Raw genomic sequence first — 26,019 nt, forward strand, 5'->3', positions numbered from 1 at the left:
GGTTTAAGGCTTTGCCAGGTGCGTGCGCCGGTAACAACTGGCCGGCACGCCCGCCTGGCGGGTCTTACTGTTTCAGGTCGCGCGCGACCAGGAAGGTCTCGGACGACTTGTCTCGCGAAGCCTTCGGCTTGCGCTCGACGACCCGTTTGAATACCTGCTTGTACGACTGGACGATCTGGGAAAAGCCACTGCCGTGGAAGGCCTTGACGATGAGCGCGCCGTTCGGCTTCAGATGTGCTCGGGAAAATTCCAGGGCCAGATCACAACAATGCTGAATGCGGGCCGCATCGGCGACACCTACCCCCGACAAGTTGGGGGCCATATCCGACATTACAAGGTCCACGACCTGGTTGCCGACGCGATTTTCGAGTTCCTGGAGGATTTCGTCTTCGCGAAAGTCGCCCTGGAAGAACTCGACGCCCGCAATGGGCTCCATCGGCAGCATGTCGAGGGCGATGATGCGCCCGTCGACCACGCCGCCGGGGCCGGCGAGACGCTCGCGCGCCACCTGCGACCAGCTGCCCGGGGCGGAGCCCAGGTCGACCACGACGTCGCCGCGCCGCATCAGCTTTTCGGTATCGAGGATCTCGATCAGCTTGAATGCGGCCCGTGCCCGATAACCCTTCTGTTGCGCCAGCTTCACATAAGGGTCGTTGATGTGCTGGTGAATCCAGTCTTTCGAGAATTTATTCTTGGCCATTACCGTACAATTCCACGCATGCCTATATTAGAACTCACCTCTCGCGAGCGCAGCGACCTGCGGTCAGCCGCGCATTCGCTGCGCCCGGTCGTTTTGATCGGTGACAACGGCCTGACCGAGGCCGTTCTCAAGGAAATCGACCGCGCCCTCAATGCCCACGAACTGATCAAGGTCCGTGCGGGCGGCGACGACCGCGAGGCCCGCGAGGCCATGCTCGCCTCCATCTGCGACACGCTGTCGTGCGCCCCGGTGCATCACCTGGGCAAGCTCTTCATCCTGTATCGCCACGATACCCGCACGCAGTCCGACAGCGACGAAGCCCCCAGCACCAAGCGCCGCGCCTCCGAGCCGCATACGCCCAAGAAGCTCGCCGCCGAAGGCAAGACGCTCACCAAGGCCCGGCCGACCCGCAAGCCCGCCGCCGCCACCGTGCCCGACAAACTCGGTCACTCGAGCGCCCGCGACATTCTGAACGAAAACGGCCGTCCTGCGCGTCCTTCCAATCGCAAATCGCCTGCCAAACCCGGCCACGGCGTGCCGCGCCGCTCGGGCAGCGCCCTGAGCCTGCGTGCCGGCGCCCGTTCGGGCGTTGGCGTGCGCAGCGGCATGCGCAGCGGCGTGCGCAAGACCTCGCGCAGCAAGTAAGCGCTTCAAACCTGCCGGCCGCGCCTCGGGCGCCGCCGGCAGTTTCTTTTCTTTCCCCTGCCCTGCCTGCATCCTGCCGCGATCCGTAGCGCCGGCGGCTCGCCCGTGCGCGTGATCCGCGCGCGGCGCCCGACCGCGAAAGCGGCTCGCTATGCAACAGAGGGGGTTACTGCTCCCGGGCCTGCCGGGATAAAAACCGCGCCCCCGACAGCCTGGACAGGGCGGCCGGCACGAGGCCGGACTCGCCTGGGCTGGAACCCGGTTCCACGCGTTCCGGCCTGCCTGTCCGCGCGAGTCGGGACGGTTCGGGCCGGCACGGCGGGTGTGCCGTGTTGCCGGGGCGAGATGCCTGCCGGCGCGTGGCGCGCAAAGGATTGCGGCCGGGTTCCGCGGGGGCGGAATCGACGTTACAGGTAACGAACGCCGAGGACTTCGTACTCACGCACGCCCGAGGGCGCCTGCACTTCAACCACATCGCCTTCGCTCTTGCCGATCAGCGCACGCGCGACCGGGCTCGACACGGAGATGAGGTTCGACTTGATGTCGGCCTCGACGTCGCCGACGATCTGGTAGGTCAGGCGGTCGCCCGAATCCAGGTCTTCGATGTCGACGGTGGCGCCAAACACGGCGCGGCCTTCGGCGTCCAGCGCCGTCGGGTCGATCAGGTGGGCATTGGAGAGCGTGCCCTCGAGTTCGGCGATCCGGCCTTCGATGAAGCCCTGGCGTTCACGGGCGGCATCGTATTCGGCGTTTTCCGACAGATCACCCTGCGCACGCGCTTCGGCGATCGCATTGATCACGGAAGGACGTTCGATGGTTTTCAAGCGGTGCAACTCGGCCTGCAAGCGCTCGGCCCCGCGCACTGTCAACGGAATGGCAGACATGTCGTTTCCCAAACAAAAAAAATTAAACGCTCCGAGGAGCGCTTCGGTGAAGGTCTGAGCCAAGCTGCGCCCCCGCACCGCGGCACGGCTGGGCGTAAGTGAGCAAGGTGGACCCGGGAGCGATGCAGGGCCTGAGCCCGCGCTCCCCTATTTGTCTCCAGGGCCGGCGATACCGTTGTGGCGCGGCATGGCTTCGACCAAAACAAAACCCCGGCTCGGGTCGGAACCGGGGCAATCAAGTCATCATTGTGGTCAATGCCGCCGGAAATTGCAAGTGGCCGCATCCGGCGCCGATTTTGCTGCCATTTCGGCGCCATTTCGGCACCATTTCGCCGCCGTTCGACACCTGTAACCGAAAAATGCCAGCACGGTCGTACGCCCTGCCCGCTCCACGGGGGCCGGCGCTCAGGGCAAACCCGGAGCCGGCGCGACGGGCAGGCCGTGACGAAGCGGGCGCCTGGCCCGGCGCGGCCGTGGGCCGGGCAGCCGCCCGGCCGCGCCGGCGTTCAGCGGGCCGGCTTGCGCTGCATCCAGCCGAGCACGGCGTAGAGCAGGATGGCGCCGAAGGTGGCGGTGCCGATGCCGCCCAGCACGAAATTGCCGAGCTTCAGGGTGAAGTCGCCCGCGCCCATGACCAGGGTCACGGCGGCGACGATGAGGTTGCGGTTGTCGGCGAAGTCGACCTGGTTCACGACCCAGATGCGGGCGCCGGCGATCGCGATCAGGCCGAACACGACCACCGACATGCCGCCCAGCACCGGGCCGGGGATGGTCTGGATCAGCGCGCCGAACTTGGGCGAGAAGCCCAGCACGATGGCGATCAGGGCGGCCACCACGAACACCAGCGTGGAATAGATCCGGGTGACGGCCATCACGCCGATGTTCTCGGCGTAGGTGGTGACGCCGGTGCCGCCCACGGCGCCGGACACCATCGTGGCCATGCCGTCGCCCACGAAGGCGCGGCCGAGGTAGCGGTCCATGTCGCGGCCGGTCATGGCGCTCACCGCCTTCACGTGACCGAGGTTCTCGGCCACCAGGATGACGGCGACCGGCACGATCAGGCCCATCGCCTCGGCCTGGAACACCGGCGCGGTGAAGTGCGGCAGGCCGAGCCAGGCGGCCGCGGCCACGCCGGAGAAGTCGATCGGCTTGCCCAGGCCCAGGCCATTGGCGCAGATCGCATAGATCACGCAGGCCAGGATCAGGCCCACCAGGATCAGCAGGCGCTGCACCATGCCGCGCGTGGCGACCGCGATGCCGCCCACGCACAGCATGGTGACGATGGCCATCACGGCATCGAAGGTGGAGCCGCCCATGGCGCCCTTGGCCGCGATCGGCGCGAGATTCAGGCCGATCACGGCGACGACCGCGCCGGTCACAACCGGCGGCATCAGGACCTCGATCCAGCCCGCGCCACCGCCCCGGCGGTCGCCCACCGCCCAGACGATCAGGCCGATCAGGGTGTAGGCCAGGCCGCAGGCGATGATGGCGCCCAGCGCCACGCCGATGTTGGCGTTGGGGCCGGCGCCGGCGTAGCCGGTGACCGCCACCACCCCGCCGATGAAGGCGAAGCTCGAGCCCAGGTAGCTCGGCACCCGGCCGCCCACGAACAGGAAGAAGATCAGCGTGCCGATGCCCGACATCAGGATGGCGACGTTCGGATCGAAGCCCATCAGCAGCGGCGCCAGCACGGTGGAGCCGAACATGGCGACCACGTGCTGCGCGCCCATGGCGACGTTCTTGGGCCAGGACAGGCGCTCGTCGGGCGCGATGATGGCGCCGGGCACGTTGTCGTCGACCTGACGCCAGCGCGGGAAGTAGGAGTTGGCCATGGAGGTTCCGCTCAGGAAAGGGTTGGGCGGGCGCAAGTTTAAGGGGCAGCGCAAATCCGCGGCAATGGATTTAAGTCTGCCGCGGGACTGCCGTATTAGGGCTATCCCCAGGCCGATCTCGCGGCCCGCCTCAACCCCACCCGGGAGCACCCCGCATGTCGATCTCGTCCGTCAGCAGTTCCAGCGCGATTGCCAACTTCCTGTCGCGTGGCAGCGCCGCCGAAAGCAGCAAGAGCGTCGAGGAGGATCCCACGTCGGTGCGCGCGCAACTGCGACAGTTGCAGAAGCAACTGAGCGAGATCATGCGCCAGGTCGCCAAGGTGCGCGAGAGCAATGCCACCGACGAGCAGAAGAACCGGCAGATCCAGGCCCTGAACACCCAGGCAACGCAGATCCAGGCCCAGATCCAGAAGCTGTTGAACGAGCAGACGCAGCAGGCCCAGGGCTGAGCCGCGGCGCGCCCATTGATCGGGCGCATCAGAAATTGTGATTGGACGCTGCCGCGAGGCAGGGTCTATGGTCTGTCGCACAAATCCAATACAAGAGGAGACAGACCATGCGCATCCTGCGTCCCACGCTGGCGGCCGCGTTGCTCGCCACCTGCCTGCCCGCACTGGCCGGCACCGTGACCGTGATCACGTCGTTCCCGAAGGACCTGACCCAGGCCTACAAGACGGCCTTCGAGAAGGCCAATCCGGGCATCACGCTGGAAATCCTGAACAAGAACACCGTGGCCGGCATCGCCTTCGTGCGCGAGACGCCGGCCGGGCAGCGTCCCGAGGTGTTCTGGGCCAGCGCGCCCGACGCCTTCGAGGTGCTGGCGCGCGACAAGCTGCTGGTGAAGGCGCCGGACGCGCTCAACAAGAACGTGCCCGACAAGATCGGCAGCTACCCGATCAACGATCCTTCGGGCCTGTACATGGGCCAGGCCCTGGCCGGCTACGGCATCATGTACAACACCCGCTACCTCAAGGCGCACAAGCTCGCCGCGCCGGTGGAATGGAAGGACCTGCTGGCGCCGCAGTGGTTCGGCCACGTCGGCATCACCGCGCCGTCGCGCTCGGGCACCATGCACCTGACGGTGGAGACCATCCTGCAGGGCGAGGGCTGGGACGACGGCTGGCAGACGCTGCTGCGCATGTCGGGCAACGCCAGCGCGGTCACCGAACGCTCGTTCGGCGTGCCCGATGGCGTCAACAACGGCCAGTTCGCCGCCGGCCCGGTGATCGACTTCTTCGGCCTGTCGAGCAAGTATTCCAAGTTCCCGGTGGAGTTCGTCTATCCCTCGGAAACCGCGATCGTGCCGGCCAACATCGCGCTCATCGACGGCGCCAAGAACAGCGACGAGGGCAAGAAGTTCATCGCCTTCACGCTGAGCGAGGCCGGCCAGAAGCTGCTGCTCGAGCCCAAGATCTCGCGCCTGCCCGTGCTGCCCTATGACCAGCTCAAGGGCAGCATCCCCGAGGGCTATCCGAACCCGGCCGACATCGCCAAGCGCAGCAAGGTCCACTTCGACGCGGACCTGTCGCAGTCGCGCTACTACGTGGTGCAGAGCCTCTACGACCAGACCATCACCTTCCGCCTGAAGGAGCTGCAGGCCGCGACCCGCGCCATCTACGAGGCCGAGGCCAAGCTGGGCGACAAGGCCAGGAGCGGCAAGGCCGCCGAGCTGCTGGCACAGGCGCGCAAGCTGGCCTGGGCGCCGCTGGTCGACGGCAAGCGCGCCGCCGACCCCGAGTTCCTCAAGATCTTCGCCGGCAACAAGAAGGATGCCGCGGTGAACCAGCAGATCACCAAGCTGGAAGGCGAGTGGAACGGCACGGCCCGCGCCAACTACGAAGAAGCGGTGAAGCTGGCGCGCCAGGCGGCCGCCCTCTGATCCGGCGCCGGCCGCGGCGCTCGCGCCCGGCCGGCCGCCCTTCCCTGACTCCCTGCCTGGATGTCCATGATGCTATCGGGCTCTTCCCGCTTGCCCGCCGGTCCCCTGTTCGCCGCGTTGCTGGTGCTCGGGTTTCTCGGCCTGTTCCTGGTGTTCCCCGTGGGCACCGTTTTCTACAGCGCGTTCGTCAACGCGGACGGCAGCTTCACGCTGGGCCACTTCGGCGCGTTCGCCGGCCAGCCCCTCATGCGCGAGGCCTTCTTCAACAGCCTGTACGTGGCCGGCTGGTCGGCGCTGCTGGCCTCGGTGATCGCGGTGCCGCTGGCGTACTTCACGGTGCGCTTCGACTTCCGCGGCGCCCTGCTGATCCAGACGCTGGGCGTGCTGCCGCTCATCATGCCGCCCTTCGTGGGCGCGGTAGCGATGCAGCTGCTGTTCGGCCGCTCCGGCAGCGTCAACCTGCTGCTCGACGACTGGTTCGGCTTCACCATTCCGTTCATGGAGGGCCTGAACGGCGTGATCTTCGTCGAGGCGCTGCACTACTTCCCGTTCATCCTGATGAACCTGGTGGTGGCGCTGCGCAACATCGACGGCTCCATGGAGGAGGCGGCGTTCAACCTGGGCTCGCGCGGCTTCCGCCTGTTCCGCCGGGTGATCTTCCCGCTGGCGCTGCCCGGCTACGTGGCGGGCACCTCGCTGGTGTTCGTGAAGGTGTTCGACGACCTGGGCACGCCGCTCGTGCTGGGCACCACCAACATGCTGGCGCCGCAGGCCTATCTGCGCATCACGCAGGTCGGGCTCGAGGATCCGCTGGGCTACGTCATCAGCGTCATCATGATCGCCTTCTCGATCCTGGCGCTGTGGCTGTCGGCACGGGTGCTGCGCGGCAAGGACTACTCCACGCTGCAGAAAGGCGGCTCGTCGATCCAGAAGCGCAAGCTGCGCCCCACCGAATCGGTGCTGGCCTACGGCTGGATCGCGCTGGTGCTGCTGCTGGTGCTGTCGCCGCACCTGGGCGTGCTGCTGCTTTCGCTCGCCAGCGTGTGGAGCTTCGCGCCCCTGCCCGACGGCTACACGCTGGCGCACTACAGCGCGGTGTTCAGCGAATCGCAGGGCATGATCGCCAACACGCTGCTGTACTGCGGCCTGGCCGCAGGCATCGACGTGATCCTGGGCACGGCCATCGCCTACCTGATGCTGCGCACGCGGCTGCCGGCCAGGCAGTGGCTGGATTTCCTCGCCTCGGCCGCGCTGGCGATCCCGGGCATCGTGCTGGCGATCGGCTTTCTGCGCACCTTCCGCGGCGTGGAGATCCCGGGCACCGGCACGCTGCTGACCTCGTCGTGGATCGTCATCATGATCGCCTACTCGGTGCGGCGCCTGCCCTATGCGCTGCGCTCCTGCGTGGCGGCGCTGCAGCAGATCAACGTGTCGCTCGAGGAGGCGGCCGAATCGCTCGGCGCCAGCCGCATGAGCACGATCCGCCGCGTGGTGGTGCCGCTCATGGCCGGCGGCATGCTGGCCGGCTTCGTCACCAGCTTCGTCACGGCCGCGGTCGAGCTCTCGGCCACCATCATGCTGGTGACGCGCGACAGCCAGGCCCCGATGAGCTACGGCATCTATCTCTACATGCAAAGCGCCGCCGGCCGCGGGCCGGGCGCCGCGCTGGGCGTGCTCGCCGTGGTCGCGGTGGGCATCGGCACCTATGTCTCGCATCTCCTGGTCGAACGCGCCTCCGCACGGCAGCGTCCCGCACGCAACGAGGAATCCGCATGAAAAAAGTCAGCGTCCATTGCCGCAACATCCGGCTCTCGTACGGCAAGAACGAGGTCCTGAAGGACGTCAACATCGACGTCGAACCGGGCGAGTTCTTTGCCCTGCTCGGCCCCTCGGGCTCGGGCAAGTCGACCCTGCTGCGCCTGATCGCCGGCTTCAACCAGCACAGCCACGGCCAGCTGCTGATCGACGGCCAGGATGTGTCGGGCACGCCGCCCTGGAAACGCAACATCGGCATGGTGTTCCAGAACTATGCCCTGTGGCCCCACATGACGGTGTGGGACAACGTGGCCTTCGGCCTGGTCGAACGCAAGCTGCCGCGCGAGGAGATCCGCGCCAAGGTGCAGGCGGCGCTCGACCTGGTGGGCCTGTCGCAATACGGCAAGCGCCGGCCCAACCAGCTCTCGGGCGGGCAGCAGCAGCGCGTGGCGCTGGCCCGCACCATCGTGATCGAGCCGCAGGTGCTGCTGCTCGACGAGCCGCTCTCCAACCTCGACAAGAAGCTGCGCGTGCAGATGCGCCAGGACCTGCTGTCGCTGCAGCGCCGGCTCGGCATCACCACCATCTTCGTCACGCACGACCAGGAAGAGGCGATGACGACGGCCGACCGCATGGCGGTGCTGGACCACGGCGTGGTGCAGCAGATCGGTTCGCCGACCACGCTGTTCGATTACCCGGTCAACCGCTTCGTGGCCAACTTCGTCGGCACGATGAATGTGCTGGAAGGCGCGGTGCGCGAGCGCGACCGCGCCAGCGTGACCCTGGCGGTGGACGGCGTGGGCGAGCTGCAGCTGCCGGTGACGGGCGAGATCCCGGACGCGCCGCGCCTGGCGGCGAGCTTCCGGCCGCACACCGTGCAGATCGACATGGCCGATGGCCTGGGCGACGCCCGCTACGTCTGGCTGCCGGGGGTGGTCGAGGCCAGCGAGTTCCTGGGCGAGTTCACGCGCTACCAGGTGCAGGTGGGCGACCAGCGCATCACCGCCGACCAGACCCACCTGGCCGGGCTCTCGCCCTTCCCGGTGGGCGCGCCCGTGTCGGTGGGGCTGGAGCCCACGCAGATCCGGCTGCTGGCGGCCTGAGCGCGTGCGCGGCACGGGTTTGCCCTGAGGGCAAATCCGTTGCGCGCGCAACGGCCAGTCCCTACCCTTACGCCATGGAAATCTATCAGATCCGGGCCTTCGTCACGGTCGCGCGGCTGGGCAATCTCACGCGCGCGGCCGAGGCCCTGTCGCTGACCCAGCCCGCGGTCACGGCGCAGATCAAGGCCCTGGAGCAAAGCCTGGGCGTGGCGCTGTTCGAGCGCGGCGCCGGCCGCATGACGCTGTCGAAGTCGGGCGAGGCCCTGCTGCCCACCGCCGAAGCGCTGCTGGTGCTGGGCGTGCAGCTCAAGTCGGAGGCACAGCAGATGCAGGGCGCGCTGCAGGGCGCGGTCGACCTCGGCGTGCCGAGCGAGCAGCCCGACTTCCTGCGGCTGGGCGAGCTGGCGGCGGCGCTCACGCAGCGGCTGCCGCTGGTGGAGCTCAAGACCCACGTACAGCCGGCCGCGCAGCTGCTGGAACAGGTCGGCACCGGCAAGCTGGCGGCCGCGTTCGCCATCATGGCCAATCCGCCGCGCGGCGTGCAGTGGCTGGCGCTGCGCAGCGTGCGCTACCGCATCGCGCTGCCCCGCTCGCTGGGCGACACGCTCAAGCGCGCCGGCTGGCGCGACATCGCGCAATTGCCCTGGCTCGACGGCCCGGCCGGCAGCCATACCCACCTGCTGCTGCGCGACATGTTCGAGCGCCACGGCCTCGCGCCGCGGGTCGTGATGCAGAACGACGACCAGGCCAACCTCGATGCGCTGGTGCGCGCCGGCGCCGGCTGCGCGCTGCTGCGCGAGGAAACCGCGCTGGCGGGCGCCGCCTCGCAGGACTTCATCGTGTGGGGCCAGGCGCGCGCGGACGCCACGCTGGGCTTCTTCGTGCAGCCCGAGCGCGCTGGCGAAGCGCTCATGGTGGCGTTAAGCTCCATGATTCGGAAAATCTGGAAGCCGGGACCGGCTTCCGCACTGGCGCTCGCTTCACATGACTGAAATCTGGTTCATCCGCCACGGCGAAACCGACTGGAACGTTGCCCGCCGCCTGCAAGGCTGGCAGGACATCCCCCTGAATCAATCCGGCCGCAACCAGGCCGGGCTGCTGGCGCAGCGCATGCGCCAGCTCGAAGACACGCGGTTCGCGGCGCTCTACAGCAGCGACCTGCAGCGTGCGCTGCACACGGCCGAGCCGGTGGGCGAGGTGCTGGGCCTGCGGGTGCGCACCGAACCCGGCCTGCGCGAACGCGGCTTCGGCGTGCTCGAGGGCCTCGACTACGACTCGCTCGACACCAAGGCGCCCGAGGCCGCGGCGGCGTGGAAGAGCCGCGATCCGCTGCGCGCGCTCGAGGGCGGCGAAACGCTGGGGCAGTTCCAGGCGCGCATCGTGGCCACGGTCGAGGACATCGCGGCCCGCCACGAGGGCGAGCGGGTGCTGGCCTTCACGCACGGCGGCGTGCTCGACATCATCTGGCGCCAGGCCAGCGGCGTGCCGCTGAACGGCCCGCGCGATGCGGCGCTGCTCAACGTGAGCATCAACAAGGTCAGCGTGGCGCCGCGCCAGTGGCGCCTGCTCGACTGGGGCGACGTCAGCCACGTGGCCGACGAGGTCGGCGACGACGTCACGCCCTGACGGCGCCGCGGCGCCGCGGCGCGCCTACTTCGCGCCGATGCGCGGCTTGCGCGGCGCATTGCGCGCCAGGCGGTCGTAGAGGGCGTTGGGCAGCAGCCGCATGAGCTTGGCCACGATGCCCATCTGCCACGGAATCACCGTGTACGACACGCCCTGCGCGATGGCCTCGTAGGCCCGCTCGGCAAAGCGCTCGGCCGGCATCAGGAACGGCATGCGGTAGGGATTCTTCGCGGTCATCGCGGTGCGGATGTAGCCGGGCGCGATCGTGACCACCTCCACGCCCGTGCCCGACAGCTCCAGCCGCAGGCTCTCGCAATAGCTCACCACCGCCGACTTGGACGCGCTGTAGCCGCCCGCGCCCGGCAGGCCGCGAATGCCGGCCACGCTGGCAATCCCCACCAGCCGGCCGGCGCCGAGCGCGCGCATGGGCTCGATGAAGGGCTCGAAGGTGGCCACCATCGCGAGCACGTTGGTGTCGAAGATGGCCTTGAACACGGCGTAGTCATCCGACTCGCCGGTGACCGTGCCGGCGCTGATCCCGGCGCTGGCGATCACCACGTCGACCCGCCCGTCGCAGACGCCGATGAAATCGTGCGCGGCCGCGTGCAGGGCATCGCGCTCGCGCACGTCGAGCGCATAGCAGCGGTGCTCGCCGGGCAGGCGGTCGGCGAGTTCGCGCAACGCCTCGCCGCGGCGCCCGACCAGGCCCAGCCGCGCGCCGGCCGCCGCATAGCGTTCGGCCAGCGCCACGCCCAGGCCGCTGCTGGCGCCGGTGATGAAAACGTTCTGCACGGGGTGCGGCATGGGCCGGGCTCTCTCGGTGGATGGATCGACGGGTGGCGGACTTCGGAGCGGTGCGCCCGCCCGCCTCCGGACCGGCGCGGCGATCAGAGAAAGATCAGGGCGAAGAGGGCGATGACCAGCGACCACTTGAGCGCATAGTACAGCGGCTTGCTCTTCTTCTTGATGCGCTTGCCGAGGCGGCGCACGGCATAGACGCCGCCGAAGATGCGGTTGATGCCGCCGGTGCGGTCGCCCTCCTGGTTGGGCGAGGCAGCCGCCTTGAGCAGCAGCGTGCCGAAGAAGCGGTTCACGGCCTGGGCCCAGCGATACTTCATCGGCCGCTCGATGTCGGCGAACAGGATGATGCGGTTCTGCTGCGTGGTGTTCTCGGCGTAGTGGATGTAGGTCTCGTCGAACATCACCGGCTCGCCGTCGCGCCAGTAGTAGTCCTGGCCATCGACGTTGATGTAGCACTGCGGGCTGTTGGGCGTCATCAGGCCCAGGTGGTAGCGCAGGGATCCGGCGTAGGGATCGCGGTGGCGCGGCAGGCGGCTGCCCGGCGGCAGGGCGGCGAACATCGCGGCCTTGATGCCCGGGATCTGGCTGACCAGCGCGGTGGTGCGCGGACACAGCGCGAGCGCGGACGGATGGGCGGTGTCGTACCAGGTCAGGTAGAAACGCTTCCAGCCGCTCTTGAAAAAGGAATTGAAGCCGGCGTCGTCGTAGTTGCCGGAGGCCTTGATGTGGCCTTCGCCGAACAGCTGCTCGGCCTCGGCACGTATCTCCTCCCAACGATCCTGCAGCACCTTGAGCTGCGGAAACGCGGCGAGATCGAGATAAGGCTGGTTGGGCACGCCCGAGAAGGCGTACATGAAGACGTTGAGCGGGGCGGTGAACGAGGAATGATCCAGCACCTGGCGCGACAACCGATGCCGCACCCGGCCACGCAGATGCACCACCATTGCGGTGGCGATGAAGATCGCGAGTATGACCCACTTCATGGCAGCTCCTGATACCGTCCCGGGCACCTGGCCCGGGACGGCTTCAGCAATTACCGTACCGCGTCACAGCGCTGCGTGCAGCTCCTGCAGCGGGTACACCTGCAGGCCGAGGCCCTGGCGCAGGTATTGCATGCCCTCGACCGCGGCGCGGGCGCCGGCGATCGTGGTGAAGAACGTGACGCGGTTGTTGAGCGCCTGGGTGCGGATGGTGCGCGAGTCGGCGATCGCATTGCGGCGCTCTTCGACCGTGTTGATGACCAGCGACACTTCGCCGTTCTTGACCATGTCGACGATGTGCGGACGGCCTTCGGTGACCTTGTTCACCACCTGCACGGGGATGCCGGCAGCCTGGATCTCGGCCGCGGTGCCGCGCGTGGCGACCAGCGAGAAGCCCAGGTTGAACAGGCCGCGCGCCACTTCGACGGCGCGGGGCTTGTCCTGGTTTTTCACGCTGATGAACACGGTGCCGCCTTCGGGCAGGCGCACGCCGGCCGCGAGCTGCGACTTCACGAAGGCCTCGCCGAAGCTCTGGCCCACGCCCATGACCTCACCGGTCGACTTCATCTCGGGGCCGAGAATGGTGTCGACGCCCGGGAACTTCACGAACGGGAACACGGCTTCCTTGACCGAGAAGTACGACGGCACGACTTCTTCGGTGACGCCCTGGTCGGCCAGGGTGCGGCCGGCCATCGCGCGCGCGGCGATCTTGGCGAGCTGCAGGCCGGTGGCCTTGGACACGTAGGGCACCGTGCGCGAGGCGCGCGGGTTCACTTCGAGCACGTAGACGTCGCCGCCCTGGATCGCGAACTGCACGTTCATCAGGCCCGAGACGTTGAGCGCCTTGGCCATGGTGGCGGTCTGGCGCTTGATCTCGGCGATGACTTCGGCCGACAGCGAGTACGGCGGCAGGCTGCATGCGGAGTCGCCCGAGTGCACGCCGGCCTGTTCGATGTGTTCCATGACGCCGCCGATGAAGACGGTTTCGCCATCGGACAGGCAGTCGACGTCGACTTCGGTCGCGTCGTTGAGGAAGCGGTCGAGCAGCACCGGCGAGTCGTTGCTCACCTTGACCGCCTCACGCATGTAGCGTTCGAGGTCTTGCTGCTCGTGCACGATTTCCATGGCACGGCCGCCCAGCACGTAGCTGGGACGCACGACCAGCGGATAGCCGATTTCCGCGGCGTGCGCCAGGGCTTCGCCCTCGGTGCGCGCGGTGCGGTTGGGCGGCTGGCGCAGGCCGAGCTTGTTGAGCAGCTTCTGGAAGCGCTCGCGGTCTTCGGCCACGTCGATCGATTCGGGGCTGGTGCCGATGATGGGCACGCCGTTGGCCTCGAGCGCACGCGCCAGCTTCAGCGGGGTCTGGCCGCCGTACTGGACGATCATGCCGACCGGGTTTTCCTTGTGGACGATCTCCAGCACGTCTTCGAGCGTCAGCGGCTCGAAGTACAGACGGTCGGAGGTGTCGTAGTCGGTCGAGACGGTCTCGGGATTGCAGTTGACCATGATGGTTTCGTAACCATCTTCGCGCAGCGCCAGCGCGGCGTGCACGCAGCAGTAGTCGAACTCGATGCCCTGGCCGATGCGGTTCGGGCCACCGCCCAGCACGACGATCTTCTTGCGATCGGTCGGCTGCGACTCGCACTCTTCCTCGTACGTGGAGTACATGTAGGCGGTGCGGGTGGCGAACTCGGCAGCGCAGGTGTCGACGCGCTTGTAGACCGGGCGCACGTTGAGCTGGTGACGCAGCTTGCGCACTTCGGATTCCGAGGAATCCAGCAGGAACGCGAGGCGGCGGTCGGAGAAGCCGCGGCGCTTGAGTTCGAACAGCGTGGCGAAGTCGAGATCGGCCAGCGTCTTCTGCTCGAGCGCGAGCTCGATGTCGACGATTTCCTTGATCTGGGCCAGGAACCACGGGTCGATGTGGGTGATGTTGTGCACTTCGTCGAGCGTGAAGCCCTGGGCGAAGGCGTCGCCCACGTACCAGATGCGCTCGGGACCGGGCTCGCCCAGCTCGACCTGCAGCTTCTCGCGATCGGTGGTCTTCTGGTTGAGACCGTCGACACCGACTTCGAGGCCGCGCAGGGCCTTCTGGAACGATTCCTGGAAGGTGCGGCCGATGGCCATCACTTCGCCCACCGACTTCATCTGGGTGGTCAGGCGCGCGTCGGCCTGCGGGAATTTCTCGAACGCGAAACGCGGCACCTTTGTGACGACGTAGTCGATCGTGGGCTCGAACGAGGCCGGGGTCGCGCCGCCGGTGATTTCGTTCTTCAGCTCGTCGAGCGTGTAGCCCACGGCCAGGCGCGCCGCGACCTTGGCGATCGGGAAGCCGGTGGCCTTGGAGGCCAGGGCCGACGAACGCGAGACGCGCGGGTTCATTTCGATGACGATCATGCGGCCGTTCTGCGGGTTGACCGCGAACTGCACGTTCGAGCCCCCCGTGTCGACGCCGATCTCGCGCAGCACCGCGATGGATGCGTCGCGCATGATCTGGTATTCCTTGTCGGTCAGCGTCTGCGCCGGCGCCACGGTGATCGAGTCACCGGTGTGCACGCCCATCGGATCGAGGTTTTCGATCGAGCAGACGATGATGCAGTTGTCCGCCTTGTCGCGGACCACTTCCATCTCGAATTCCTTCCAGCCCAGCAGCGATTCCTCGATCAGCAGCTCGCTGGTGGGCGAGGCTTCGAGGCCGCGGCGGCAGATGGTTTCGAATTCCTCGGCGTTGTAGGCGATGCCGCCGCCCGAACCGCCCATCGTGAAGCTGGGGCGGATCACGGCGGGGAAGCCGGAGGTGCCGACGTCGGCCGCGATGCGGCGCTGCACTTCCCAGGCCTCGTCCATGCTGTGGGCGACGCCCGACTTGGCCGATTCGAGGCCGATGTCGGTCATGGCCTGCTTGAACTTCTGGCGGTCTTCGGCCTTCTCGATGGCGTGTTCGTTGGCGCCGATCAGCTCGACGTTGTGCTTGGCCAGCACGCCGTTGTGCGCCAGGTCGAGCGCGCAGTTCAGCGCGGTCTGGCCGCCCATGGTGGGCAGCAGCGCATCGGGCTTCTCGCGCTCGATGATCTTCTCGACGGCCTGCCAGGTGATCGGTTCGATGTAGGTCACATCGGCCGTCTCCGGGTCGGTCATGATGGTCGCAGGGTTGCTGTTGACCAGGATGGTGCGGTAGCCCTCTGCCTTCAGTGCCTTGCAAGCCTGCGCGCCCGAATAGTCGAACTCGCAAGCCTGCCCGATGATGATCGGGCCGGCGCCGATGATGAGGATGCTCTTTATGTCTGTACGCTTGGGCATGGTGGAATCTTTATTTCTGGCCGGCCATCAGGCTGATGAACTTGTCGAACAGCACGATGATGTCGTGCGGTCCGGGACTGGCTTCGGGGTGACCCTGGAAGCAGAACGCCGGACGATCGGTGAGCTCGAAGCCCTGCAGGGTGCCGTCGAACAGCGACACGTGCGTGACGCGCGCGTTGGCGGGCAGGCTGGCGGCGTCGACCGCGAAGCCGTGGTTCTGGCTGGTGATGAACACGCGCTTGGATTGCATGTCCTGCACCGGATGGTTGGCGCCGTGGTGGCCGGTCTTCATCTTGACGGTCTTGCCGCCGACGGCCAGGCCCATGATCTGGTGGCCCAGGCAGATGCCGAACACCGGCAGCTTGCGCTCCAGGAACGTCTTGGTGGCGGCGATGGCGTAGTCGCAGGGCTCGGGGTCGCCGGGGCCGTTGGACAGGAACACGCCGTCGGGATTGTGCTTGAGCACGTCTTCGGCCGAGGTTTCGGCCGGCACCAGCGTGATGCGGCAGCCGCGGTCGGCCAGCAGGCGCAGGATGTTCTGCTTCACGCCGAAGTCGTAGGCCACCACATGGAACTGGTCCTGGGCGGGCGCGGAGAAGCCCTCGCCCAGCTGCCAGGTGCCCTGGGTCCAGGAAGTGGTGTCTTTCTGCGACACGACCTTGGCCAGGTCCTGGCCGGCCATGCCGGGGAAGCTGCGCGCCAGTTCGACGGCGCGGTCGGCATCTTCACCCACGAAGATACATGCGCCCTGGGCGCCCTTGTCGCGCAGGATGCGGGTGAGCTTGCGTGTGTCGATCCCGGCAATGGCGACCACGCCCTGCGCCGCCAGGTATTCGGGCAGCGATTGGGTGGCTCGGAAATTGGACACTCGCGCGGGGCAGTCGCGCACCACCAGACCGGCGGCGTACACACGATTGGCTTCGACGTCTTCGGTATTGACGCCGGTGTTGCCAATGTGGGGATAGGTCAGCGTGACGATCTGTTCGCTGTAGCTCGGGTCCGTGAGGATTTCCTGGTAGCCCGTCATGGAGGTGTTGAACACCACTTCGGCCACGGTATGACCCGGCGCGCCTATCGATACGCCCCGAAAAATGGTACCGTCCGCCAAAGCCAGAATTGCAGGAGGGAAGCGGTTGATCCCCTCGGGAAAAAGTTGCGGCAGCACAGTAAACCCCGGTTTCTGAATCGATAATCAAACTTTCAGATTATACCTCGGACCGTCATTTTCCCGTAAAAACCGCGCCAGATAAGGCCCTGCGGGCCGTTTTCAGCCTCGGACGAGCGCTCGTCCGTCATGCGTTTCGCCCCCCCCCCCGCCTCACACTTTGTCCCTATTTTGTTGCGCCCGGTAGCGGGCCGCGGCGCCCGGCTGTCACCGCGCCGGTGATACGCTTGGGGGATCCCTGATCCCAACCCTTGAAGGCACCGCCGTACCGCTTATGACCAGTCAGCTCGATGCCCTGCGCCGCCACACCACCGTCGTCGCCGATACCGGCGACTTCGAGACCATGCGGGCGCTGCGCCCCACCGACGCCACCACCAATCCCTCGCTGATCCTGAAGGCCGTCCAGAAAGACGCCTACCGGCCGCTGCTCGAGCGCACCGCGCGCGACCACCGCGGCGCCAGCCTGGCCGAACGCACCGACCGCCTGCTGGTGGCTTTCGGCCGCGAGATCCTCGACATCGTGCCGGGCCGGGTCTCGACCGAGGTCGACGCACGCCTGTCGTTCGACACCCGCGCCACCGTCGAGCGGGCGCGCGGCCTGATCGCGCTGTATGCCGCGGCCGGCGTGCCGCGCGAGCGCGTGCTGATCAAGATCGCCTCCACCTGGGAAGGCATCGAGGCCGCGCGCGTGCTGCAGCAGGAAGGCATCCGCTGCAACCTCACGCTGCTGTTCTCGCTGCCGCAGGCCGTGGCGTGCGCGCAGGCCGGCGTGCAGCTGATCTCGCCGTTCGTGGGCCGCATCTACGACTGGTACAAGAAGAGCGCCGGCGCGGCCTGGGACGAGGCCGCCAGCAGCGGCGCGCAGGACCCCGGCGTGCTGTCGGTCACGCGCATCTACCGCTATTACAAGTCGCACGGCATCGCCACCGAGATCATGGGCGCCAGCTTCCGCAACAGCGGCCAGATCCTGGCGCTGTCGGGCTGCGACCTGCTCACCATCAGCCCCGAGCTGCTGACCGAGCTGTCGCAGGCCGAGGGCGACGCGCCGGCCAGGCTCGACGCCGGCCAGGCCGCGCAGGATGCGCCCGAGACCCTCGCGGTCGACGAAGTGGCGTTCCGCACGCTGCTCAACGACGATGCGATGGCCAGCGACAAGCTGGCCGAAGGCATCCGCGCCTTCGTGGCCGACGGGCGCAAGCTCGACGCGCTGATCGAGGCGCAGGCGGCCCGCTGACGCGGCCCGCCCGCCAGCCGCGGCGCGCTCAGCGCGCGTCGTGGCTGTGCACCTGCAGCGCTTCGAGAAAGCGCGACACCATGTTGTAGGCCGCCACCGTGGCGGTCAGCTCGATCATGAGCCGGTCCGTGCCGACCGCCTCGCGCGCCGCCGCGAAGACGGCGTCGGGCACCTGCACCTGGCGCGTCATCGCATCCGTGTAGGCCAGCACCGCGCGCTCGCGCGCCGCGAACAGATCGCTGGCCTCCCAGGCCGGCAAGGCGTCGAGCTGCGCCTGCGACAGGCCCTCTTTCAGGGCGATCGGCGCGTGCTGGTCGGCCTCGTAGGGCGCGCCGTTGAGCGCCGCCACCCGCATGATGACGAGCTCGCGCAGGTCGCCGGGCAAGGTGCTGAGCTGGCGGATCGAGGTGAGGTAGTTGAGCCAGCCGGCCGCCACGGGCGGGCTGTGCAGCAGCATCTGGTAGAGATGCAGCACGCTGCCGCGCTCGGCGACGATGCGATCGACCAGCGGCCGGGCTTCGGGGTGTTCGAGGTCGGCGTACGAAAGACGGGCCATGCACGGACTCCAGGTAAGGAAACGCGATCGGTGTGAGGGCGGGCGCGGGGCACGGCGCATGCGGGACGGGCCGGCGCGTGCAGGCCATGGCCCCGTTTTCGCCGCGGGCCCGCGCAGACCTTACACTTGCGCCTCGGCGCGGACCCCGCGTTCGCCGCCGCTGCAATCGTAACAAGGAGATCCCCATGGCCGAACCCGGCAGCCCCACCGAGGGCGCCCCCGGCTTGCGCCGCGTGCTCAAGACGCGCCACCTCAACATGATCGCCATCGGCGGCGCCATCGGCACCGGCCTGTTCGTGGCCTCCGGCTCGGCGATCGCGCAGGCCGGCCCCGGCGGCGCCCTGCTCACCTATCTGGTGATCGGGTTGATGGTGTACTTCATCATGACCAGCCTGGGCGAACTGGCGGCCTTCATGCCGGTGGCCGGCTCGTTCTCGACCTATGCCTCGCGCTACGTCGACCGCGGCTTCGGCTTCGCGCTGGGCTGGAACTTCTGGTTCAGCTGGGCCATCGTGGTGGCAGTCGACCTGGTGGCCGCGCAGATCGTGATGGCGTACTGGCTGCCGGACGTGCCGGGCATTCTGTGGAGCGGGCTGTTCCTGCTGCTGATGATCGGCCTGAATGCGTTCTCGGCGCGCGGCTTCGCGGAATCCGAATACTGGTTTTCGCTCATCAAGGTGATCGCGGTCGTGTGCTTCCTGATCACCGGCCTGGGCATCATCACCGGCATCATCCACACGGGCTTCGTGCCGGGCTTCGAGAACTGGACCGTCGGCGACGCGCCGATCGTGGGCAACTTCGCCACGCTGGTCGGCGTGGCCATGATCGTGGCCTATTCGTTCCAGGGCTCCGAGCTGGTCGGCGTGGCCGCCGGCGAGTCCGAGAATCCGCGCCGCGACGTGCCGCGCGCGATCCGCCAGGTGTTCTGGCGCATCCTGCTGTTCTATGTGCTGGCCATCGTGGTGATCGGCTTCCTGATCCCCTACACCGATCCGCAGCTGCTGCGCAGCGAGGTGAGCGACATCGCGGTCAGTCCGTTCACGCTGGTGTTCCAGCATGCGGGCCTGCTGGCGGCCGCCTCGGTGATGAACGCGGTGATCCTGACCTCGGTGCTGTCGGCCGGCAATTCCGGCATGTATGCGGCCACGCGGATGCTCTACAACATGGCCACCGAGGGCCAGGCGCCGCGCTGCTTCGCGCGCCTGACGCGTTCGGGCGTGCCGCTGTGGGCGCTGATGGGCACCACCGCCCTGGCCTGCCTGTGCCTGGCCAGCGCCGTCTACAGCCCCACGGCGGTGTATATCTGGCTGCTCAACCTCGCCGGCATGACGGAGTTCATCGTGTGGCTGAGCATCGTGGTGAGCCACTACCGATTCCGGCGCGGCTACGTGCGCCACGGCCACGACCTCGGCCGGCTGCCGTACCTGGCCTCGGCGTTTCCGGTGGCGCCGATCCTGGCCTTCATCCTGTGCCTGGTGGTGACGCTGGGGCAGAACTACGAGGCCTTCACGCAGGATCGCATCGACTGGATCGGCGCCACCGCCACCTACATCGGCATCCCGCTGTTCCTGCTGATGTGGCTGGGCTACCGGCTGGTGCACGGACCGACCTGGGTGCCCTACGACCGGATGCGCTTCGAGCCCACCGAGATCCGGCCCGGCACGCCCGACTGATGCGCGCGCAACGAAAAAGACCAGCCGAGGCTGGTCTTTTTCGTTGGCACGGCGCCGCTCAGAGCTTTTCGGTTTCGCCCGAGCTCGGCTGCCACTTCATCAGGCGCTTCTCGCCCAGGCCCACGACGTAGTCGAGCACCAGCGCGAACGCGGTGAGGACCACGATGCCGGCGAACACGGTGTTGACGTCGAACGTGCCCTCGGCCTGCAGGATCAGGTAGCCCACGCCGCTGGCCGAGCCGAGATACTCGCCCACGACCGCGCCCACGAAGGCCAGGCCCACCGAGGTGTGCAGGCTGGAGAACACCCAGCTGGTGGCCGACGGCAGGTAGACGTGGCGCAGCAGCTGGCGCTTGCGCGCCCCCAGCATGCGGGCGTTGTCGAGCAGCGTGGGGCTGACCTCGCGCACGCCCTGGTAGACGTTGAAGAACACGATGAAGAACACCAGCGTGACGGCGAGCGCCACCTTGGACCAGATGCCCAGGCCGAACCACATGCCGAAGATCGGCGCGAGGATCACGCGCGGCATCGAGTTGGCGGCCTTGATGTAGGGATCGAGGATCGCGCTGGCCGAGGGCGACAGGCCCAGCCACAGGCCGAAACCCAGCCCGGCGACGGTGCCGATGACGAAGGCCAGCACGGTTTCGGAGAGCGTGACGCCCAGGTGGCCGTAGATATCGCCGTTGGTGACGAACCACGCCCAGATGCGGCCCGCCACCTTGAGCGGCTCGCCGAAGAAGAACGCGATCTTGGGATCACGGGTGGCCAGGTGCCAGACACCCAGGATGACGACGAGCAGCAGCAACTGCCACATGCGCAGGCTCGCGGAGCCCGGTTTGATCAGCTTCGACATGGTTCAGGCTCGCTTCTGCTGGGCATAGCCCTTCAAGACTTCTTCGCGCAGCACGCCCCAGATCGCGGCATGCAGCTCGACGAAACGCGGGTGCACGCGCACTTCGGCCACATCGCGCGGACGCGGCAGGTCGATGGCGAATTCACCGATGGGATGAGTGCCGGGGCCGGCCGACAGCACCACCACGCGGTCGCTCATGGCGATGGCTTCGTCGAGATCGTGCGTGATGAACAGCACGGCCTTGCGCTTGGCCATCCACAGCTCGAGCACCTCGTTTTCCATCAGCTGGCGGGTCTGGATGTCGAGCGCGGAAAACGGCTCGTCCATCAGGATGATGTCGGGGTCGCGGATCAGCGTCTGCGCCAGCATGACGCGCTTGCGCATGCCGCCCGACATCTGGTGCGGGTAGCGCTCCTCGAAGCCGCCCAGCCCGACGCGGCGCATCCAGTCGCGCGCGGCCGCCTCGCGCTCGGGGCGCGCCACGCCGGCGAACTCGAGGCCGGCCATCACGTTTTCGAGCGCGCTGCGCCAGGGCAGCAGCGCCTCGCCCTGGAACATGTAGCCGGCGCGGGCGTTGATGCCGTTGAGCGGCTGGCCGAACACTTTCACCTGCCCCGACGACGGCGCCAGCAGGCCGGCGCCGACGTTGAGCAGCGTGGACTTGCCGCAGCCGGTCGGGCCGACGACGGACACGAACTCGCCCGGCGCGACCGACAGCGTGGTGTCCTGCACGGCCGTGTAGCGCTTGCTGCGATCATCGCGCGCCACGAACGTGCAGGTAATGCTTTCCAGCGAGAGTGCAGCTTCAGACATTGGGATACTTCTCGTTGGCGCGGCGCGCAAAGTCGTTGGTCCAGACCTTGGCCGGGTCGATCTTGGCCGCGTCGAAATCGGCCGAGAATGCCGCCAGGGCCTTGAGCGCGGTGGCGGCGCCGTCTTCGGGGATCAGGCCGTCGGGCGACAGGCCTTCCATGCTCTTGGCGATGGCGGCCTTGTAGACGGTGGGATCGCCCAGCAGATACGACTCGGGCACGACCTTGGCGATCTCGTCGGCGCCGGCCTTCTGGATCCACTTGTCGGCGCGCACCATGGCGTTGGTGAGGGCCTGCACGGTGTTGGGATTCTTCTCGACGAACTCGGTGGGCGCGTAGAGGCAGCCGGCCGGCATGTTGCCGCCGAAGATGTCGAGCGTGTCCTTCAAGGTGCGGGTGTCGACGATGGTCTGGATGTCGCCCGCCAGCTCCAGCATGGACACCACCGGATCGGTGTTGGAGATCGCGTCGATCTGGCCGCTGCGCAGCGCCGTGACGGCACCCGCGCCGGCGCCCACGCCGATGATGGAGACGTCGGAAGCCTTCAGGCCATGCTTGGCCAGGAAGAAGTTGACCACCATGTTGGTGGACGAGCCGGGCGCGGTCACGCCGATCTTCTTGCCCTTGAGGTCCTGCGGGCCCTTGTAGTTGGGCATGTTTTTCTTGGACACGCCCACGCCGATCATCGGCGCGCGGCCCTGCAGCACGAAGGCGCGGTACATCTGGCCCTTGGCCTGCATGGCGAGGGTGTGCTCGAAGGCGCCCGACACCACGTCGGCGCTGCCGCCGACCACGGCCTGCAGGGCCTTGGAGCCGCCGGCGAAGTCGGCGATGGTGACGTCGAGGCCTTCATCCTTGAAGTAGCCCTTCACCTCGGCGATGGTGAGCGGCAGGTAGTAGACCAGCGCCTTGCCGCCCACGGCGATCTGGACCTTGGCGCGCTCGAGCTTCTGGGCCCGCACGATGGCGGGCGCCAGCGACATGGCACCGGCTGCGCCGGCAAACTTGAGCAAATCACGACGCGTGACTGACATGAGTGTTGTCTCCTCAGGTGCCGCCTCTGTGGCGGCCGGTGTGCCGCGCGGCCCGGTGGGCCCCGCTGGCGAATCGGGCTCCGTGTGCTGCCTGGCGCGCCATGCGGCGGCCGCTCAGGTGCAGGACGGAGATGCTGGTGTGATCCCCAGACTGATCGCGCCGGTCTGTGCCAGCTCGGCGATCGCCGCTGCATCATACCCCAGCGATTTCAGGACTTCCTCGGTATGTTCCCCAAGGCGCGGACCCAGCCAGCGCGTGCCGCCAGGGGTCTCGGAAAGCTTGGGCACGACCGCCGGCAGCTTGACGCCGCGGCCATCCGGGAAGGTGTGCTGCTCGATCATGTTGCGGGCCAGGAACTGCGGATCGGTGAACATGTCGGCCACGCTGTAGATCTTGCCCACCGGCACGTCGGCGGCGCGCAGCACCGCCAGCGCCTCGTCGATGCCGCGCCCGTCGCACCAGGCCTGGATCGCGCCGTCGATCTCGGCGGCGCGGCGCGCGCGGCCGTCGTTGCGCACCAGGTCGGGGTCGTGCGCGAGGTCGTCGCGGCCCATGGCCAGCATCAGGCGGTGGAAGATCGCGTCGCCGTTGCCGGCGATCACGATGTTCTGGCCATCGGCGGTGGTGTAGGTGTTGGACGGCACGATGCCGGGCAAGGCCCCGCCGGTGCGCTCGCGCACCACGCCGGCCACGTCGTACTCCGGCACCAGGCTCTCCATCACGTTGAACACCGATTCGTACAGCGCCACGTCGACCATCTGGCCCTGGCCGGCGACGCAGTCGGCGCCGGTCTTGCCGTTCCAGCGGCCGCCGGTCGCGTCGCGGTGGCGCAGTGCCATCAGCGCGCCGATCACGCCGTGCAGGGCCGCGAGCGAATCGCCGATCGAGATGCCGACCCGCAGCGGCGGGCGGTCGGGATGGCCGGAGACGTAGCGCAGCCCGCCCATCGACTCGCCGATGGCGCCGAAGCCGGGCTGGTCGCGCATCGGGCCGGTCTGGCCGTAGCCGGACAGCCGCACCATGATGAGCGCGGGATTGATGGCGCGCAGCTCCTCGAAGCCCAGGCCCCACTTCTCGAGCACGCCGGGCCGGTAGTTCTCGACCACGACGTCGGCCTCGAGCGCGAGCCGGCGCGCGATCTCGCGGCCGCGCGGATGCTTCAGGTTGAGCGCGATGGATTGCTTGTTGCGGGCCTGCACCGTCCACCACAGCGAGTTGCCCTCGTGCAGGTGGCGCCAGCTCCGGATCGGGTCGCCGCCGCCCGTGCCGTCGGGGCCGTGGGGCGTTTCGACCTTGATCACGTGCGCGCCGAACTCGCCGAACATGCGGGCCGCGAACGGCCCGGCGATCAGCGTGCCGAGCTCCAGCACTTTCAGTCCGTTCAGGGCTGACATGCGCAGTCTTCCTCCAGATTCTTGTTTTGACGCGCGCGGCGCGGGGCCTCGAGACCCGGTCGGTTGCGCTGCGCGTGTGCCCGGCTCGCGCCAGGACCCGTCAGGCTACGCCTTTTCCCGGCGCGCATCCAGGCGGGCGACGACAGTGTGGACACGGGCCGGCGGTTGCGGCCGCAACCGGCCGGCGCCGGCGGCGCAAACGACAACGGCGCACCCGAGGGTGCGCCGTGGCAGGCGGTGGCCGCCGTGCGGCCCGCGATGGGCCTAGCTGCCGGCGCTGCGCCGCTCCATCAGGGCCCAGGCGATGGTGCCGGCATCGACGTACTCGAGTTCGCTGCCGGCCGGCACGCCGCGCGCCAGGCGCGTGACCTTCAGGCCGCGCTCGGACAGCGCCTCGCCGAGGAAGTGGGCGGTGGTCTCGCCCTCGGCGGTGAAGTTGGTGGCGAGGATGACCTCCTGCACCAGGCCGTCGCCCGCCCGCGCCAGCACGCGCGTGAAATCCAGCTCGCGCGGCCCCACGCCTTCGAGCGGCGCGAGCCGGCCCATCAGCACGTAATAGAGGCCGCGATAGCCGTGGCTGGACTCGATCACGTTCTGGTCGGCCGGGGTCTCGACGATGCAGAGCACCGACGGGTCGCGCTTGGGATTGGCACAGACCTGGCAGATCTCTTCTTCGGTGAAGCTGTTGCAGCGGGCGCAGTGCTGGAGATTCTGCAGCGCGCCGGTGAGCGCGCGGCCGAGCATGTCGGCGCCCTGCAGGTCGTGCTGCAGCAGGTGATACGCCATGCGGCGTGCCGAGCGCACGCCCACGCCGGGCAGGCGCCGCAGCGCCTCGATCAGCGTGACCAGGGGTTCGGGTTCGGGAAGCGAGTTGTCCATCGGGTCCAGGCGCCGCGCGCGGCGCGGCTACCGGCCGCGGGAAGCAGCCGGCAGACGGGGAATATCAGAACGGCAGCTTCATGCCCGGGGGCAGCGGCATGCCGGCGGTGACGCCAGCCATCTTTTCCTGCGAGGTGGCTTCGGCCTTGCGCAGCGCATCGTTGAAGGCGGCCGCGACCAGGTCTTCGAGCATGTCCTTGTCGTCTTCGAGCAGGCTGGGATCGATGGCGACGCGCTTGACGTCGTTGCGGCAGGTCATGGTGACCTTGACCAGGCCGCCGCCGGAGGCGCCTTCGACCAGGATTTCGGCCAGGGCGTCCTGGGCCTTCTTCATGTTTTCCTGCATCTGCTGCGCCTGGCGCATCAGGCCGGCCAATTGACCTTTCATCATGATGGAGCTTCCTGTGTTTCGGATGAGGGGCCGGCGCCTCAGGCAGCCGGCGGATTGTCGACATGGCGCACCGAACCGGGCACCACCTTGCCGCCGAAGTCGGCGACAAGGGCTTGAACGAAGGGATCGACCTGGACCGCCTCTTCGGCGGCCAGCTGGCGCGCTTCGCGCTCGATGCGGGCGACGGCGTGGGCGGTGGCGTCGCCGGTGGCGCCGACTTCAATCTCGAGCCGCAGGCCCTGGCCGAAGTGCTCGCACAGCACGGTCTGCAGGCGCACGCGGCTTTCGCTCTCGGCCAGCGTGCGCACGGCCACGCGCAGCACGACGGCGTCGCCCTGCATGCCGGCCCATTCGCTCTGGCGCGCCAGCTCGGCGGCCAGGCCGGTGACCGGCAGCTTGGCCGCCAGCTCGGGCCAGGACTCGGGCGACATGTCGTTGACCCGGGCGCGGCTGGCGCCACGGGCACGGCGCGGCGCCGGGGCGGCCGCGGGCGCGCGCGGCGCGGGCGCCGGGCTGGCGCCG

At 68.2% G+C, this 26,019-nt stretch carries 24 protein-coding genes; 9 read left to right on the forward strand and 15 right to left on the reverse strand.

Going from position 1 to position 26,019, the window contains the following annotated elements; genetic code table 11:
• Nucleotides 1-64 precede the first annotated feature (64 nt).
• Complete coding sequence (locus CEG14_RS20595; RefSeq protein WP_094828234.1) at nt 65-700, reverse strand: RlmE family RNA methyltransferase; 636 nt, start codon at nt 698-700, stop codon at nt 65-67.
• 18 nt (nt 701-718) lie between these two features.
• On the opposite strand from CEG14_RS20595, the gene CEG14_RS20600 reads away from it, so the two are divergent.
• Entirely contained in the window at nt 719-1,345 is a 627-nt protein-coding gene (locus tag CEG14_RS20600) for a YhbY family RNA-binding protein (protein WP_094828235.1), read from the forward strand.
• A gap of 407 nt (nt 1,346-1,752) precedes the next feature.
• Here CEG14_RS20600 and greA read toward each other — a convergent pair whose 3' ends face one another.
• Both greA and CEG14_RS20610 read right to left on the reverse strand, forming a co-directional pair.
• Nucleotides 1,753-2,229: a transcription elongation factor GreA gene (greA, locus tag CEG14_RS20605; RefSeq protein ID WP_094802723.1), complete on the reverse strand. Its 477-nt coding sequence runs from the start codon at nt 2,227-2,229 to the stop codon at nt 1,753-1,755.
• Between the two features lie 506 nt (nt 2,230-2,735).
• Nucleotides 2,736-4,061, reverse strand: coding sequence for a solute carrier family 23 protein (locus CEG14_RS20610; protein WP_094828236.1), 1,326 nt, complete (start codon nt 4,059-4,061; stop codon nt 2,736-2,738).
• A 155-nt stretch (nt 4,062-4,216) separates the two neighbouring features.
• Between CEG14_RS20610 and CEG14_RS20615 the strand changes: the two genes are divergently transcribed.
• From CEG14_RS20615 to CEG14_RS20640, 6 genes are all read left to right on the forward strand, one after another.
• The gene (locus CEG14_RS20615; RefSeq protein ID WP_094828237.1) at nt 4,217-4,510 is read left to right on the forward strand and encodes a FlxA-like family protein; all 294 of its coding nucleotides are present in this window, start codon (nt 4,217-4,219) and stop codon (nt 4,508-4,510) included.
• A gap of 107 nt (nt 4,511-4,617) precedes the next feature.
• Nucleotides 4,618-5,940 carry an ABC transporter substrate-binding protein gene (locus CEG14_RS20620; protein WP_094828238.1) on the forward strand — a complete coding sequence of 441 codons (1,323 nt, stop codon included), beginning with the start codon at nt 4,618-4,620 and terminating at the stop codon, nt 5,938-5,940.
• 66 nt (nt 5,941-6,006) lie between these two features.
• Nucleotides 6,007-7,716, forward strand: a complete 1,710-nt coding sequence (locus CEG14_RS20625; protein ID WP_094828239.1) for an ABC transporter permease — start codon at nt 6,007-6,009, stop codon at nt 7,714-7,716.
• Entirely contained in the window at nt 7,713-8,798 is a 1,086-nt protein-coding gene (locus tag CEG14_RS20630; RefSeq protein ID WP_094828240.1) for an ABC transporter ATP-binding protein, read from the forward strand. The genes CEG14_RS20625 and CEG14_RS20630 overlap by 4 nt, the downstream gene beginning before the upstream one ends.
• A 74-nt stretch (nt 8,799-8,872) precedes the next feature.
• Entirely contained in the window at nt 8,873-9,790 is a 918-nt protein-coding gene (locus CEG14_RS20635; RefSeq protein ID WP_094828241.1) for a LysR family transcriptional regulator, read from the forward strand.
• Nucleotides 9,783-10,424 (forward strand): histidine phosphatase family protein, encoded by a 642-nt coding sequence (locus CEG14_RS20640; protein WP_094828242.1) that lies wholly within the window; start codon nt 9,783-9,785, stop codon nt 10,422-10,424. The genes CEG14_RS20635 and CEG14_RS20640 overlap by 8 nt, the downstream gene beginning before the upstream one ends.
• 24 nt (nt 10,425-10,448) lie before the next feature.
• On the opposite strand, the gene CEG14_RS20645 is transcribed toward CEG14_RS20640, so the two are convergent.
• The 4 genes from CEG14_RS20645 to carA all read right to left on the reverse strand — a co-directional run bounded on the left by CEG14_RS20645 (nt 10,449) and on the right by carA (nt 16,670).
• Nucleotides 10,449-11,216, reverse strand: a complete 768-nt coding sequence (locus CEG14_RS20645) for an SDR family oxidoreductase (protein WP_094828309.1) — start codon at nt 11,214-11,216, stop codon at nt 10,449-10,451.
• A 95-nt stretch (nt 11,217-11,311) separates the two neighbouring features.
• Nucleotides 11,312-12,208, reverse strand: a complete 897-nt coding sequence (gene lpxO / locus CEG14_RS20650) for a lipid A hydroxylase LpxO (RefSeq protein WP_094828243.1) — start codon at nt 12,206-12,208, stop codon at nt 11,312-11,314.
• Nucleotides 12,209-12,271: 63 nt separating this feature from the next.
• Nucleotides 12,272-15,505 carry a carbamoyl-phosphate synthase large subunit gene (carB, locus tag CEG14_RS20655; RefSeq protein ID WP_094828244.1) on the reverse strand — a complete coding sequence of 1,078 codons (3,234 nt, stop codon included), beginning with the start codon at nt 15,503-15,505 and terminating at the stop codon, nt 12,272-12,274.
• Nucleotides 15,506-15,515: 10 nt separating this feature from the next.
• Nucleotides 15,516-16,670 carry a glutamine-hydrolyzing carbamoyl-phosphate synthase small subunit gene (gene carA / locus CEG14_RS20660; protein WP_176461539.1) on the reverse strand — a complete coding sequence of 385 codons (1,155 nt, stop codon included), beginning with the start codon at nt 16,668-16,670 and terminating at the stop codon, nt 15,516-15,518.
• Nucleotides 16,671-16,944: 274 nt separating this feature from the next.
• Here carA and tal point away from each other — a divergent pair, with 274 nt between their 5' ends.
• Nucleotides 16,945-17,904, forward strand: coding sequence for a transaldolase (gene tal / locus CEG14_RS20665; protein WP_094828246.1), 960 nt, complete (start codon nt 16,945-16,947; stop codon nt 17,902-17,904).
• Nucleotides 17,905-17,932: 28 nt separating this feature from the next.
• On the opposite strand, the gene CEG14_RS20670 is transcribed toward tal, so the two are convergent.
• A complete protein-coding gene (locus CEG14_RS20670) occupies nt 17,933-18,460 on the reverse strand; it encodes a carboxymuconolactone decarboxylase family protein (protein WP_094828247.1) in 528 nt (175 codons plus the stop codon).
• Between the two features lie 185 nt (nt 18,461-18,645).
• Between CEG14_RS20670 and CEG14_RS20675 the strand changes: the two genes are divergently transcribed.
• Nucleotides 18,646-20,133, forward strand: coding sequence for an amino acid permease (locus CEG14_RS20675; protein ID WP_094828248.1), 1,488 nt, complete (start codon nt 18,646-18,648; stop codon nt 20,131-20,133).
• Nucleotides 20,134-20,191: 58 nt separating this feature from the next.
• Here CEG14_RS20675 and CEG14_RS20680 read toward each other — a convergent pair whose 3' ends face one another.
• From CEG14_RS20680 to CEG14_RS20710, 7 genes are all read right to left on the reverse strand, one after another.
• Complete coding sequence (locus CEG14_RS20680; protein ID WP_094828249.1) at nt 20,192-20,986, reverse strand: ABC transporter permease; 795 nt, start codon at nt 20,984-20,986, stop codon at nt 20,192-20,194.
• Between the two features lie 3 nt (nt 20,987-20,989).
• On the reverse strand, nt 20,990-21,799 hold the full coding sequence (locus CEG14_RS20685; protein ID WP_094828250.1) for an ABC transporter ATP-binding protein: 810 nt from the start codon (nt 21,797-21,799) through the stop codon (nt 20,990-20,992).
• Nucleotides 21,792-22,832, reverse strand: coding sequence for an ABC transporter substrate-binding protein (locus tag CEG14_RS20690; RefSeq protein ID WP_094828251.1), 1,041 nt, complete (start codon nt 22,830-22,832; stop codon nt 21,792-21,794). The genes CEG14_RS20685 and CEG14_RS20690 overlap by 8 nt, the downstream gene beginning before the upstream one ends.
• A gap of 114 nt (nt 22,833-22,946) precedes the next feature.
• Entirely contained in the window at nt 22,947-24,227 is a 1,281-nt protein-coding gene (locus tag CEG14_RS20695; RefSeq protein ID WP_094828252.1) for a CaiB/BaiF CoA transferase family protein, read from the reverse strand.
• 264 nt (nt 24,228-24,491) lie between these two features.
• Entirely contained in the window at nt 24,492-25,106 is a 615-nt protein-coding gene (gene recR, locus CEG14_RS20700; protein ID WP_094828253.1) for a recombination mediator RecR, read from the reverse strand.
• Nucleotides 25,107-25,170: 64 nt separating this feature from the next.
• Nucleotides 25,171-25,497 carry a YbaB/EbfC family nucleoid-associated protein gene (locus CEG14_RS20705; RefSeq protein ID WP_094828254.1) on the reverse strand — a complete coding sequence of 109 codons (327 nt, stop codon included), beginning with the start codon at nt 25,495-25,497 and terminating at the stop codon, nt 25,171-25,173.
• 38 nt (nt 25,498-25,535) lie between these two features.
• A partial coding sequence (locus CEG14_RS20710) for a DNA polymerase III subunit gamma/tau C-terminal domain-containing protein (protein ID WP_306437042.1) occupies nt 25,536-26,019 on the reverse strand: 484 nt, incomplete at its 5' end.

Origin of the sequence: Bordetella genomosp. 1 (genome assembly GCF_002261335.1) — a bacterium.
In the GTDB taxonomy this organism is placed as follows: Bacteria; Pseudomonadota; Gammaproteobacteria; order Burkholderiales; family Burkholderiaceae_B; genus Bordetella.

What these genes read in the sequence shown, in the direction of transcription:
- carB (WP_094828244.1), bottom strand. Translation starts at nt 15,505, where the DNA reads ATGCCCAAGCGTACAGACATAAAGAGCATCCTCATCATCGGCGCCGGC.
- CEG14_RS20640 (WP_094828242.1), top strand. Translation starts at nt 9,783, where the DNA reads ATGACTGAAATCTGGTTCATCCGCCACGGCGAAACCGACTGGAACGTT.
- CEG14_RS20595 (WP_094828234.1), bottom strand. Translation starts at nt 700, where the DNA reads ATGGCCAAGAATAAATTCTCGAAAGACTGGATTCACCAGCACATCAAC.
- CEG14_RS20620 (WP_094828238.1), top strand. Translation starts at nt 4,618, where the DNA reads ATGCGCATCCTGCGTCCCACGCTGGCGGCCGCGTTGCTCGCCACCTGC.
- CEG14_RS20690 (WP_094828251.1), bottom strand. Translation starts at nt 22,832, where the DNA reads ATGTCAGTCACGCGTCGTGATTTGCTCAAGTTTGCCGGCGCAGCCGGT.
- CEG14_RS20630 (WP_094828240.1), top strand. Translation starts at nt 7,713, where the DNA reads ATGAAAAAAGTCAGCGTCCATTGCCGCAACATCCGGCTCTCGTACGGC.
- CEG14_RS20695 (WP_094828252.1), bottom strand. Translation starts at nt 24,227, where the DNA reads ATGTCAGCCCTGAACGGACTGAAAGTGCTGGAGCTCGGCACGCTGATC.
- CEG14_RS20600 (WP_094828235.1), top strand. Translation starts at nt 719, where the DNA reads ATGCCTATATTAGAACTCACCTCTCGCGAGCGCAGCGACCTGCGGTCA.
- CEG14_RS20675 (WP_094828248.1), top strand. Translation starts at nt 18,646, where the DNA reads ATGGCCGAACCCGGCAGCCCCACCGAGGGCGCCCCCGGCTTGCGCCGC.
- lpxO (WP_094828243.1), bottom strand. Translation starts at nt 12,208, where the DNA reads ATGAAGTGGGTCATACTCGCGATCTTCATCGCCACCGCAATGGTGGTG.
- recR (WP_094828253.1), bottom strand. Translation starts at nt 25,106, where the DNA reads ATGGACAACTCGCTTCCCGAACCCGAACCCCTGGTCACGCTGATCGAG.
- CEG14_RS20635 (WP_094828241.1), top strand. Translation starts at nt 8,873, where the DNA reads ATGGAAATCTATCAGATCCGGGCCTTCGTCACGGTCGCGCGGCTGGGC.
- CEG14_RS20680 (WP_094828249.1), bottom strand. Translation starts at nt 20,986, where the DNA reads ATGTCGAAGCTGATCAAACCGGGCTCCGCGAGCCTGCGCATGTGGCAG.
- CEG14_RS20615 (WP_094828237.1), top strand. Translation starts at nt 4,217, where the DNA reads ATGTCGATCTCGTCCGTCAGCAGTTCCAGCGCGATTGCCAACTTCCTG.
- tal (WP_094828246.1), top strand. Translation starts at nt 16,945, where the DNA reads ATGACCAGTCAGCTCGATGCCCTGCGCCGCCACACCACCGTCGTCGCC.
- CEG14_RS20625 (WP_094828239.1), top strand. Translation starts at nt 6,007, where the DNA reads ATGATGCTATCGGGCTCTTCCCGCTTGCCCGCCGGTCCCCTGTTCGCC.
- CEG14_RS20670 (WP_094828247.1), bottom strand. Translation starts at nt 18,460, where the DNA reads ATGGCCCGTCTTTCGTACGCCGACCTCGAACACCCCGAAGCCCGGCCG.
- CEG14_RS20705 (WP_094828254.1), bottom strand. Translation starts at nt 25,497, where the DNA reads ATGATGAAAGGTCAATTGGCCGGCCTGATGCGCCAGGCGCAGCAGATG.
- greA (WP_094802723.1), bottom strand. Translation starts at nt 2,229, where the DNA reads ATGTCTGCCATTCCGTTGACAGTGCGCGGGGCCGAGCGCTTGCAGGCC.
- CEG14_RS20610 (WP_094828236.1), bottom strand. Translation starts at nt 4,061, where the DNA reads ATGGCCAACTCCTACTTCCCGCGCTGGCGTCAGGTCGACGACAACGTG.
- CEG14_RS20685 (WP_094828250.1), bottom strand. Translation starts at nt 21,799, where the DNA reads ATGTCTGAAGCTGCACTCTCGCTGGAAAGCATTACCTGCACGTTCGTG.